The organism is Mesorhizobium sp. WSM4807 (assembly GCF_055811615.1).
On sequence record NZ_JBVVQY010000026.1, the window covers coordinates 42,444 to 53,815 of the forward strand.

An 11,372-nucleotide genomic window follows, 5' to 3' on the forward strand; every position below is an offset into this window, starting at 1 on the left:
GCTCAGGATGCGATGGCGTAGTCCGGGACTGCCTGGTACTGCGCAGATTCCGAACGCCCCGATGGCAGCCGAGCGCCGACAAGGCGGTATCTGCTTCGCTCGCTGCTGAACTAGGGAGCAGCGAGCAGAAGCGATTTGGCGCAAAAAAGGACTACGTCAGATTGAAGGGCAATTGACGCAGCGGTTTGCCGGTGAGCCGTGCGATGGCGTTGGCAAATGCCGGCGCCAACGGCGGCAAGCCGGGCTCACCCATGCCCGTGGGGGGTTCGGCGCTAGGCACGATGTGGATGTCGAATTCCGGCACATCCGTCATGCGCGCCACCGTATAGTCGCTGAAGTTGCTCTGCTCGACGACGCCGTCCTTGAGCGTTATTGCAGAGCCTGCCAGACACATCGACAAGCCCATGATCGCCGCGCCCTGTACCTGTGCTTCCACGGTCCGAGGGTTGACGGCCAAATTGCAGTGAACCCCGGCCGTGACCCGATGCAGCGTCGGCTGTCCGTCGGCAACAGAGGCTTCGACCACGTAGGCCACCACTGAACTGAAGGACTCGTGCACGGCCACACCCCAGGCTCGACCCTCGGGAAGCCGGGTCTTGCCGTAGCCGCTCTTGTCCACGGCCAGTTGCAATGCGTCACGGTGGCGAGTGTGCTGATCGCCGAAGAGCCGCATGCGGTAGGCGACCGGGTCCTGGTCGGTTGCACGCGCTATATTGTCGAGCAAGGTTTCCATCACGAAAGCCGTATGGCTGGAGCCAACGCTACGCCACCACAGAACCGGCACGTTGACCTCGGGATGATGCACTGTCAGGCGCATTGGAAGCGGATAGGGGTTCCGCATGCCCTCGGTCGTGGCGGCGTCGATGCCGTTCTTCACCATGAACTGCTCGAACACGGTTCCCGTAAGTATGGACTGACCGACGATGCTGTGATCCCAGGCCAGCACATTGCCTTCTTTGTCAAAGCCGATGCGGGCGCGGTGCAGGTGCATGGGACGGTAGTAGCCGCCCCTCATATCGTCCTCGCGGCTCCAAAGCGTGCGGATCGGTGCGTTCAGTCCCGCCGCCTTGGCGGCCTTGGTTATTTCGCAGGCCTCGATCACCGTGTCGTAGGTGCTGGAAAAGCGCCGGCCGAAGCCGCCGCCCGACATCTGCACGTTAACCACGACCTGTTCCGGCTTGAGGCCGAGCGCGGTTGCGGCAGCGCCGGCATCGAGCCCGGCACTTTGGCTGCCCATCCAGATCTCGGCACGATCGTCGGAAAGCCGAACCGTGCAGTTCAGCGGTTCCATCGCCGCGTGGGCGAGGTACGGGAACACGAACTCAGCTTCTAGATTCATCGGCGCCGTTTCCAACGGCGCCATGTCGGCATCGAACTGGCGCGGGCCAGGGCGAGCGGCCATCTCGCGGTATTGTGCGAGTTGCTGTTCGCTGTCGACCTTTTCTACAGCCGATGTGTCCCACTCGATGTTAAGGGCATCGCGACCCTGGCTGGCCTGCCAATATCCGTCGGCCACAACGGCCACGCCCTCAGCGCCACGATCCAGCGGCACGCGCAGGACGGCCTTCACGCCCTTGACTGCGCGCGCGGCGCTGTCGTCCAAAGAGCCGATGCGAGCGCCGAAGACCGGGGGACGGGCGACAACGGCGGTCAGTTGTCCGGGCAGCCGGAAATCGATCCCGAAATCCTGTTGGCCGCTGCTCTTGGCGCGCGCGTCGAGCCGTCCGGTGGGGCGGCCGATGATGCGGAAGTCCTTCGGATCCTTCAGTTGCACTTGCGAGGGCACGGGCTGTTCCATGGCCGCATCGGCCAGGTCGCCATAACCCAGCCTACGGCCCTCGGGACCCAGAACCACGCCGGCCTCAGTACGCAATGTGGACACGTCCACGTTCCAGCGCGCTGCGGCGGCGCCGAGCAACATGGCCCGCGCGCGGGCGCCGAGCTCGCGATACTGCGTAAAGCTGTTCTTGATCGTGTTGGACCCGCCCGTGAGGTGAATGCCAAAGAGAGGATCAGCATAGGCGGCGTCGTTGGTGCCAAGCCGGCTGCGCACCAGGGACCAGTCGGCATCGAGCTCTTCGGCCAGGATCATCGGCAAAGCGGTGTGCACGCCCTGGCCAAACTCCAGCCGATTGACCGTCACGGTGACCTCGCCATTGGGCGCGATCCGCACAAAGGCGGCCGGCTGTTCCGTTGGCTTGAGGCTGCCGGCCGTGTCAGCCGCATCGGTGGACTGCGCAGCGGCGAGGTGTGGAAAAACGCCGATTGTCAGGCCGAGGGCTCCAGTCAACTTTAGAAAGCTGCGGCGCGGCAACGGTTGAGCAACGGTGGATTGACGCCGTTCCAACATGTGCTGCAGCGCACGCGGCAGCTCTTTGTGATCTATATTGGGGAACATATGCGTTTCCTTCAGACGAGAGTGCTGGCGGCGTCGGCTATGGCGGCGCGGATACGAGCGTAGGTTCCACAACGGCAGATGTTACCAGCCATGGCGGAGTCGATCTCTTCAGGGGTCGGCTGCGCGCCGGCCGACAGCGAGGCGAGCAAGGCCGTCGCGCTCATGATCTGGCCGCTCTGACAGTAGCCGCATTGCGCCACGTCGTGCCTGACCCATGCAGCATGGACAGCCGCGCCGACACGGTCGGTGCCGTCGGTTGTCTTTTCAATCGTGGTGATCTTGCCGCTTTCAACGGCGGAAATCGGCGTGCTGCACGAGCGGATAGCCTCGCCATCCCGATGCACCGTACAAGCGCCACAGAGCGCTGCGCCGCAGCCGAACTTGGTGCCGCTCATTCCTAGCGTATCACGCAGAACCCAAAGGATCGGGGTTTCGGGGTCAACGTCAACCTCGTGCTCTCGCCCGTTGATATTCAGTGAGATCATGGCCGGTAGGTTCTCCTGGGTTGCTCCACCCGAATAGGCTTCCCAAGCGGCCTGGAGCTTCCCGGCCGACTGAGACATTGGCAATTTGGTGGCTAGTGCTAAAGCTAGCTCGCCGGGCGATGCTGGATTAGCCACCGCAATTTGCATGACCTTAGAAACGTGGCTTCTAAATGCAGCCACACAGGCACGTCCCGCATTGCGCGGTCGGCACCGGTATTGTCGTTCACTGGGTGCGCATCACGTACAATCGCCATCTGCGCAGAACGGCCCTGAAAAGGACTGCTGCTTCCGCTCCGAAAAGCACCTGGCAATGTTGGGGTAGACGTCAGAACAAAGCGCGGCCGTTGCCGCAGATCGGAGCGACTGCGCGTGCTCCAGGGCCGGCGGCTCAAGGCGTGACAGGACTTTACGGAAGATGACCCGGCGTTTTCCGAGACCATCAGGTTCGAAAGCAGTCCCGCATTGCGAGAACAAGTTCGAGTCTACTGCGAGAGCGACTTCAGGTATGCGACAATATTTTGCCGATCCTCAGGCTTCGACACACCCATCGTCATCGTCGTTTTCGGAACAACATCGCGGGGCGCTGCTAGAAACCGGTCCAGCGTTGTCTCGTCCCATACCAAGCCGGCCGACTTCAGGGCTTCCGAATAACGGAACCCCTCCACAGATCCGGCGGGCCGTCCCACAATGCCGCCGGGGCCGGGCCAGCTTTTCTCTGGTCGGTGGTTGAATGACAGCCTGAGCAGCGTTGAAACGCTCTTTGCCCCAACGCAGCATCTCCCTCCGCAAAGGCAGGGACAGATATCGACAGAACGGCCAAGGCAGAGGACGCGACACAAGGCAGAATTTTTTTCACGCAAATTGTTCCCGAACTAGACAGCTAAAAGCCCGACCGGAATTGCTAGTGAAGGTGCGATCAATGGAGCTAGGCTCGTGGATATCAGGTGAGATGATCCAAACTTCGATTTGCTCGGGCTTTCTTTTTGGCGACGATAAACCCCGTGCCAAAGCCGGATTAGCTGGCATTCGTTGCATGAGCCTAGAAGTGCGATTTCTAAATACGCAGTTACGGCCGGAGCCCTGATGTATTTTCGCCGAGCGCGGGACGATATCGGAGGCATCGAGGAGCGCCGCTATCGGCAGGCCCGGCGAACTTCCGCAATCACGCCATAATCAATCTGGCGAACCTCTTCCTTCGTGGCGAACTCCAACGCCGCTTGGCCGGCGCCAACCAAGGCAACCCACCTTCCCCGCCCCCCTGCGGCGCCGGCGATCCTTCGCTAGTTACTACATCGGTTACGCCATCACGCCACCACGACCGGTTTTCGGTGCTGTCATCCAGGGCATAGCTGCAGAGACGTCCTCGAGGATCTTGGCCGATCTGGCGAAGCCGGCGAAAGCCTCGCGTGCAACTGAAATGGGGACTTGGCCATCATAGGCGCGCTGGCAAGCTCGGAGCGCCGTGTCAAAGATTGGCCCTCTGCGATTCTTCGGCCATTCCTGCAGGAACTCGAAAGCATCAGCCAAGCATTCGATTTCCTCTACCATGAACTCCCCTTTCCTGACGAAAACAGGCCGATCGAAAGTCCTGTCGTTCATTACAACCTCCATTCAACTGAACGAGTATTTGAGCTTCCACGAGAGCCGTGAGCGACGGCTGCGGGAAAATATGTGAAGAGCACTTTTTGCTGTCAAGGAAGGACCAATTCTTGACTGAAGCAAAACTCATCGCAGGACCGAGACCGCATGCGTAATGTCGCTGTGTACCGCTGCAACCTGCAGCCGAGGGTGCTTTGAACTCCATTGCTCCCGCTGAAAACCGAACACTCGCAAAGACCGCCCGGCGGCACCAAAGGCGGCCCGGAAAGACCGTGACAACAGCAGAAAGCCCGCGCCCTCGGGGGAGAGGACGCGGGCTAATCGGGGCCACCGATCTCGCAGCATCTGTATGGGGGACAATACTACGCTGCTGGCACTAAACTTTCGTCGCAGGACAGTGTTCCATCCTCAAAGGAAAAAACTGCAGGTTTGTGTTCGCCGCTATAGAAACTCCTCCCAACGAAGGACCGCGTACACTGCCCCGCCCACTATCGAGAGTACAGAAAGAACCAGGAGCAAGGCGACCGGGTATGGCTCGCTGACGACGGCGTCAGCTTCGTCCTGTTTCTCGTTCAAATTCTCGTTTCGATCGCCCTTCCTGATGACGCTGCGACCAAGCCCAGTTTTGCCCTGGGTCTCTGTCGAAATCTTGGTGGCGATATCCCATGCGATCACCGGATCATCGGGCAGATGCCTCTGAAGCCATTCAGGGAGACTGCGGCCAGTGTTCTTGTCCATTTCGCGAACAAGTCTTCTGCTTTGAACTATGTCCAACTTGCTAATGTAATTTTAGCTTTCGGCAGTTTTTAAGGCAAGATGGCCCGGTCCGACCATTTTCGGCTGCTTTCGGTTTCAAGGCTCAGTAGCAACGCCCTGGTCCTTGGACCGCTTCAGCAGCGCACGCGACGCCTGCACCAAGCGATGTGACAGGGCCAGTGTGTGGCGAAGGTCCTCAACCAGCGCCCTTCCGTGTTCGACGGTCTGCGGAACGCGCGTCGCACGGATCTTGTTGGTTTCCCAAACAGATTCTTCCACGTTTTCTGACTTTCCAAGGCTGCGTCTGCGACGGAGCGTTGGCCCTCGTAAGAACATGCTGTGCTGATTACAACAAGTTCCAGCACAGACAAAAAAAGCCCGCCCTACCTGCAGGTGCGACGGGGCGATCAAAGCACGGCTTGGGGGGCTGGGATGTGCCCGGTGCGCGCGGACCGGGCAAAATCCTAGGCGCGCCGGCTGCCCGGCGTCCAGCAACCGGCGGTTGGAAGAGATTTGTCAGCAGCGAGCGCGGATCTTTCAATCTCCGCCCCCTACCAGGACCTCGCGTGGGCCGAACAAGGGAACCCGCACCTCTGCTGGAACAAAGAACGAGCCCTATTCGGCGCGCGCACCATGGCTCAGTACGGCGCGCGCCTGGATGCAGACTGTTCCAACAGGCCCGATCGCTTCCGCCCGGTCAATTCGCCTGGAACAAAACTTTTTAGAGGTGGTTTTCCCCGTGAAGGGACGGACTTTTCGAAGGAGATGTTTCGTGAAAAAAGTTCTGATCACCAGTATGCTGGCCATCGGCGTTGGCTGTGGTGCAGCATTCGCTCAGGAACAGCAGCCGGCCCAAAGCCAGTCGGGCGCCGATTGCCCGGCCGGCACGGCCGGTTGCCCGGAAGGTACGATGGGCGAACAGTCCCAAGGTAAGGCCGGCGCCACAGCCGAGGAGCAGGCTCAAGGCAAGGCGAAGATGCAGATCGATGAGCAAGCCCAGGGCAAAGCCGGCGTAACCACCGAGCAGCAGACCCAAGGCGAGGCTGGCGCCACAACCGAGCAGCAGACCCAGGGCGAGGCCGGTGCCACTACCGAGCAGCAGACTCAGGGCACGACCTCTACTCAGCCACAGGATGAGACTTCGACCGGCGCGATCAGCAATGTGACCGTTGAACAGAAAACGGAAATCACCCAAATCCTCAAGCAGGAAAAGGTCGAACCGGTTGCCAGCGTCGATTTTGACATCTCAGTGGGTGTTGAGGTTCCGCGACAGAAGATCAAACTGCGTCGCCTGCCACCGCGAATCGTCGAGATTGTCCCGGCTTACGAATCCTATGAGTATTTCGTGTTGGCTGATGGCCGAATCGTCATCGTCGACCCGGATACGCTCACGATCGTCCTTATTCTGACCTAACGCCCTTGTTCGGGATAAAGGAGGGGTCCGCTGCCCCCACGGCGGACCCTTCAACATGCATCGATTGAGGTTGGAGACCAGTCTCCTTTCATCGAACGGCGACTGCTATTTACGTCGCCAGTACATCCCGCCGTTCAAGCTGGCGGGCTTTTTGCATGCATATTGAGGACCCTTCCGGCCGATACCCCTCGACGGGTGCCCTTCATGCTCAAAAAAAGGCCTGAGATAGGACTTCAGTCTGCCCGCTGGCCGACCATGGGCTGGCGCAGGCGGTGCTTTGGTCCGGGACTGCTATCGCAAAAGCCTGAGATGAGAGTGTTTTCAGGAACCGAGATCCTGCAGGCGTCGTTGCGATGCCGATCCCGTGACAGGAGGCTGCAATGGACCCCAGCATTCACCAGGCACGTTGGCTGCTTTTTCCGGTATTTGGCTTGGTGTTCGGGGTCGCAGCCGTCGGGCTTATTATCGGCTGATGGGCCCGATCAATGAAGGCAACACACTTGCGCAGTAATGAGTCCCTTCCTGCGCTAGCGAGACCCACCGGTTTCTCCCCCTGAGACTGGTGGGTCTTGACACCGCCTGATGATGGCGAAAGCGTGATAAACTGGTGCAAAGTACAGAGGATTGGCTCGAATTCGAAACAGGTAGAAACGCGACGCAGACCAAGACGGTCAGAGGATATTCTAGCGTGCTATTGGCAAATTCATTGATCACAGACGCGATACGGCCGCAACGCCTGAGGCTCCGTGAGACAAGAGTTCTCGCCAGGATGAATGCGCGGCCTGCGTGCCCTCAATCGCAGCCCAGGCTCAAATCTCTTCGAAGGCTTCGCGTCGCCATTTGCCTCAGCGCATCGGCCTTGGCTCTCGTCGTGAGCCCCTACCGTGTGGCACAGGACGGCCTGTCCCTGACGCTTAGCCCGCAGGCGGCCCAGGCACAAGGGAACTCTGGGAACGCTGGGAACTCCGGAAACTCTGGAAACTCCGGAAACTCTGGAAACTCCGGGAACGCTGGAAGCCCCGGGAACTCTGGAAACGCTGGAACTCCAGGGAGTTCGAACTCCAATGCCAACGCGGGCAAGGGCAAATCAAAATCATCGAAAGGCAACCCCCCGGCAAATCCAGTTGCCGCGGTAACCCCTGGCAACAAGCCAAAAGTTTATGTCAACGCGACCACTGGAGACCGGATCGAAGTGCGCGGGGCAAGTGTGGGTGTGGTGCATTCCAACGGGCTCAGCGAGCGCATCGACGGCGGCCATTATGAAATGCGGGATGCCATGGGCCGTACCATCATTCGCCGGCAGGCAACGAACTCCGATCGGGCAAGACTGCTCGCCATGATCGAGTGATGACGAGTTCACAGGCCGCAGGCTACCTTGCTTCACGCAGGATGGCGGGCAGGCGGATGCTGATGCTCGGTCGCGTCGCGCAATGTCATCGCGGCTTCGGTCCGGTTGCTCACATTGAGCTTGGCGAGGATTCGCGTCATGTGATGCTTTATGGTTTTCTCGTGCAGATTCAGCTGAAGACCGATCCGCTTGTTGCTCAATCCCGCGGCAACGAGCGTCAGTATCTCTCTTTCACGATTGGTGAGCTCGGCCAGCACGTCAACTTTCGCGGTCGCGGTTGACTGGATAGACAGGTCGACCAACACGCGCGCCGACAATTGCGGGCAAACATACCGTTCGCCCAACGCCACCGTGCGCAGTATCGCGGCCAGGGTTCTCGACCCGACACCCTTCAGGACATAGCCTCTTGCCCCGCTCTGCAAGGCGGTCATGACGTGCTGGTTTTCCTCCGAAACGGTCAGCATCACGATTTTCAGATCCGGGTGCCGCTCCAGAGCCGGTTCGATCGCGCTGAGGCCCCCTCCAGGCACCGAGATGTCCATCAGGAGAATATCGAGCTGCTGGTCTTCCGATATCCGCAAGGCGTCATCTCTACTGCTGCCTTGGGCAACGATCTCGAACCCGCCGATCTGCTCGAGAGTGCGCACGACGCCCTCCCTGAACAGCGGATGGTCGTCGATGACGGCGAGCTTTATGGCCGCTGCCATCACGCCTGTCCTATTTCAACTATGTTGAGAACCATTTTCACCACCGTGCCATTCTGTGAAGATGTTACACTAAATTGGCCGCCGAGGCTTTCTACCCGCTCACGCAGCCCGATGAGCCCCAGCCTTTCAGGGTGGATGATCTTCGGGTCGAAACCTGGGCCGGTGTCGGAAACCTCGATAGAAACGCGCTCCCCGTCGAAATGTTTCGCGACCGATTGACCGGCACCCCCGGCGTGGCGGAAGCCATTGTTCAGCGCCTCCTGAATGAAGCGAAAGATGCAGATCTTGGCCGCTGGTGACAAGGGTGTGTGTCCCCCGGTCATGGACAGCATCACTTTGACGCCGGTTCGCCCTTCGTGTGCTCGCACGGCAAGCTCGAGGATTTCCGTCAACTCGGCATTCTCGACATGCGGCAGCATAAGGCCCTTGCTGACATTCCTGATTTCTCGCATCGCATCGTCCAAATTGGCTTTGACTGCCTGCAATTCCCGTGCGCGCGCCGCAGCCGGCGTGGCAGAATCGGCAAGCACGGGGCTGTCGATCCCCAGCGCCGCGAGGGCAACCAGTTGCGCCGGCCCGTCGTGCAGGTCCGCGCCGATCCGCCTGAGGTAACGTTCGTTAAGCGCCGTAGCGCGCTGCGAGGCACGCTGCACCCGCAGTCTCAACATTCTGTTTTGAACAACCAGTTCGGAAAGTTCGGCAATGCGCTGCTTCAATGAGCGGCTCTGGGAACGAATCGTGCGGCTGCCACGAAAAACGATCGCCGAGAGCCCGAGGAAGAAAATAGTGGTGACGGCTGCGACATCGAACCAGGTCCGAACGAGTGCCTGCCGGAGGTCCTTTTCAAAATCGGTGGCGATCTCGTCGAATTCCAAAACAGCCACGACTTCGCCCGACCACGGCTGAAGCATCGGATTAAAGATTTCAAGAAGATGCAAGCCGCTGTCCCTCTCAGCCTGGTTATCATAGTGCCTGTCCAATTCAGCAACTATGTCGCCTGCGAATGCGGCCCGGAGATTGTCGCTGAGTGGAAAGCGCTTCCCGACCAAATTTTTATTGGTTGAATAGAGGATGGTGCCGTCGCGGCGCCAGAGCTTGAAGGATTCGAGCCTTGTGCCGAGTGCGCCTTGTCCCAGCGTTTCATCCAGCGCGTGGGCAACGCTCTCGTCGAGCACTTCGCTCCTGCGCATGTCGGGGAGCAGCGGCGCGACAACGCTGTCGACGTAAAGAGCGGTCGCAGAAGCCGAGTTCCGGGTGACCGCGGCTTCTATCTGGCTTGTCACGGAAATTCCCACCACGATCATCGCCGACAGCGAGAATAGCCCGCCGGCGAGCAGAAACTGAGTGGCCAGCGACAGTGCATTCCATCGATCGATCAGTCTTGTCGCTCTGTATGGCGCCATATCCCCAACGGCCCGGTCGGCGGCGCGTCGCGCCAGCGGCATGATTCGAGAGAACCGGCCAATCTGTCGTCGAACGACGCTAAGCGACGCCATCTTTGATCTGCAACTGATCAATCGCTAGGGAACTTAGGGCTTTACGGGCTGGACGGAAACCGCACCCGACGGGTTTTTTCGCATAAACTCCACTGCCCTCGTTGAGCGAGGCAGCAAGCCATGACGCGCCAACTCCGATGCTTTCGATCCTTCGGCACAGATGGTGCAACGCCTGATCGCCCGCGCGGCGGAAGACGCGGCGGGTTTTTCACTTCCGGTCGCGCAAGGCTCTCACTGCTTGAGTAAGGGTCATCCGATCGTTGCCGTTCTTTTTGATCAGCTTGCTGACCTGGCTGGGCGAAACGCCATTTTCTCGTGCGAAATGTTCCACTTCGTAATACTCGTCCACCGACAGGCGGTCGTGGTCGAGGAAGTCTCGATTGCACTTGTTGTCGGCCATTTCCTTTCTCCTGGCGAAGCCTAACACGGGGTCTGAATGTCGGTTGGAAACAGGCTGGATGAGGGTGTTGGACACTCCTCTCCTTGAACTCCTCCCATGAACTTGCGGCGAACGAGTGCGAGCGGTCGCGGTTCCGGGCGGATCGATAGCCGGACCCATGCGCGCGGCAGGTCAGACTTAAGTCCAATGGCAAGGCTTCTCGGATCGGACCGAAGCCCAGCCAAGGAACATTTGCAGCGGCCTGATGTTTCGATGAGTCTGGCGCGAAGATGATGCCAAAAGAGCTCAGCTAAAGTCACATCATAAAGGAGGCAACTATGAAAATGCGACTTTCCACTGTAGCCGCGGGGTTTCTACTACTGGCAGGTATAGGCGCCGCTGCCGCTCAGGACGTGATCATCGCGCCTGAGCAGGAGACCGTCATCAGGGAATATGTGGAAAAGCAGCCGCTCGCCTCGGTGAAGATCCCTGGGGTGGAGCTCAATATCGGCTCAACGCTACCCGATACGGTCGAGCTTCATGAAGTTCCCGACGTCGAATACCGCTATGTAGTCGTCGACAATCAGACCGTTATCGTTGATCCAGGCACACGCAAGATCGTCAAAATCATTCGGTGATCTGAACGACTTGGGGAGGAGACGCCCGCCCCCGGCGAATTATCGGGGGGGGGCCGTTGGTTTGGGGGTGTGAAAAAAAGAAAAAAAAACAAACATTTTGATTACCCCCACCCAGCCCCCCGAGCCCGTTGCCCGCGTGAGGCGGCAGGAGG

The 11,372-nt window shown here is 59.5% G+C and carries 10 protein-coding genes; 3 read left to right on the plus strand and 7 right to left on the minus strand.

Going from position 1 to position 11,372, the window contains the following annotated elements; genetic code table 11:
• Nucleotides 1–151: 151 nt before the first annotated feature.
• The 4 genes from AC0L3N_RS26420 to AC0L3N_RS26435 form a co-directional block, all read right to left on the minus strand.
• A complete protein-coding gene (locus AC0L3N_RS26420; RefSeq protein ID WP_473550405.1) occupies nt 152–2,398 on the minus strand; it encodes a xanthine dehydrogenase family protein molybdopterin-binding subunit in 2,247 nt (748 codons plus the stop codon).
• Between the two features lie 11 nt (nt 2,399–2,409).
• Complete coding sequence (locus AC0L3N_RS26425) at nt 2,410–2,883, minus strand: (2Fe-2S)-binding protein (protein WP_473550407.1); 474 nt, start codon at nt 2,881–2,883, stop codon at nt 2,410–2,412.
• 1,296 nt (nt 2,884–4,179) lie between these two features.
• On the minus strand, nt 4,180–4,482 hold the full coding sequence (locus tag AC0L3N_RS26430) for a DUF982 domain-containing protein (protein ID WP_292213858.1): 303 nt from the start codon (nt 4,480–4,482) through the stop codon (nt 4,180–4,182).
• Nucleotides 4,483–4,923: 441 nt separating this feature from the next.
• Nucleotides 4,924–5,220: a hypothetical protein gene (locus AC0L3N_RS26435; RefSeq protein WP_473550408.1), complete on the minus strand. Its 297-nt coding sequence runs from the start codon at nt 5,218–5,220 to the stop codon at nt 4,924–4,926.
• A gap of 790 nt (nt 5,221–6,010) precedes the next feature.
• On the opposite strand from AC0L3N_RS26435, the gene AC0L3N_RS26440 reads away from it, so the two are divergent.
• Together AC0L3N_RS26440 and AC0L3N_RS26445 are read left to right on the plus strand one after the other, a co-directional pair.
• Complete coding sequence (locus tag AC0L3N_RS26440; protein ID WP_473550411.1) at nt 6,011–6,652, plus strand: DUF1236 domain-containing protein; 642 nt, start codon at nt 6,011–6,013, stop codon at nt 6,650–6,652.
• A gap of 1,192 nt (nt 6,653–7,844) precedes the next feature.
• Nucleotides 7,845–8,000 (plus strand): hypothetical protein, encoded by a 156-nt coding sequence (locus tag AC0L3N_RS26445; RefSeq protein ID WP_165848745.1) that lies wholly within the window; start codon nt 7,845–7,847, stop codon nt 7,998–8,000.
• Between the two features lie 32 nt (nt 8,001–8,032).
• Here AC0L3N_RS26445 and AC0L3N_RS26450 read toward each other — a convergent pair whose 3' ends face one another.
• From AC0L3N_RS26450 to AC0L3N_RS26460, 3 genes are all read right to left on the minus strand, one after another.
• Nucleotides 8,033–8,707: a LuxR C-terminal-related transcriptional regulator gene (locus tag AC0L3N_RS26450; RefSeq protein ID WP_123150568.1), complete on the minus strand. Its 675-nt coding sequence runs from the start codon at nt 8,705–8,707 to the stop codon at nt 8,033–8,035.
• Nucleotides 8,707–10,110, minus strand: a complete 1,404-nt coding sequence (locus tag AC0L3N_RS26455) for a sensor histidine kinase (RefSeq protein ID WP_473550457.1) — start codon at nt 10,108–10,110, stop codon at nt 8,707–8,709. The genes AC0L3N_RS26450 and AC0L3N_RS26455 overlap by 1 nt, the downstream gene beginning before the upstream one ends.
• 301 nt (nt 10,111–10,411) lie before the next feature.
• Nucleotides 10,412–10,603, minus strand: a complete 192-nt coding sequence (locus AC0L3N_RS26460) for a DUF3606 domain-containing protein (RefSeq protein WP_123150566.1) — start codon at nt 10,601–10,603, stop codon at nt 10,412–10,414.
• Between the two features lie 317 nt (nt 10,604–10,920).
• Between AC0L3N_RS26460 and AC0L3N_RS26465 the strand changes: the two genes are divergently transcribed.
• Nucleotides 10,921–11,220 carry a DUF1236 domain-containing protein gene (locus AC0L3N_RS26465; protein ID WP_123150565.1) on the plus strand — a complete coding sequence of 100 codons (300 nt, stop codon included), beginning with the start codon at nt 10,921–10,923 and terminating at the stop codon, nt 11,218–11,220.
• Nucleotides 11,221–11,372 lie beyond the last annotated feature (152 nt).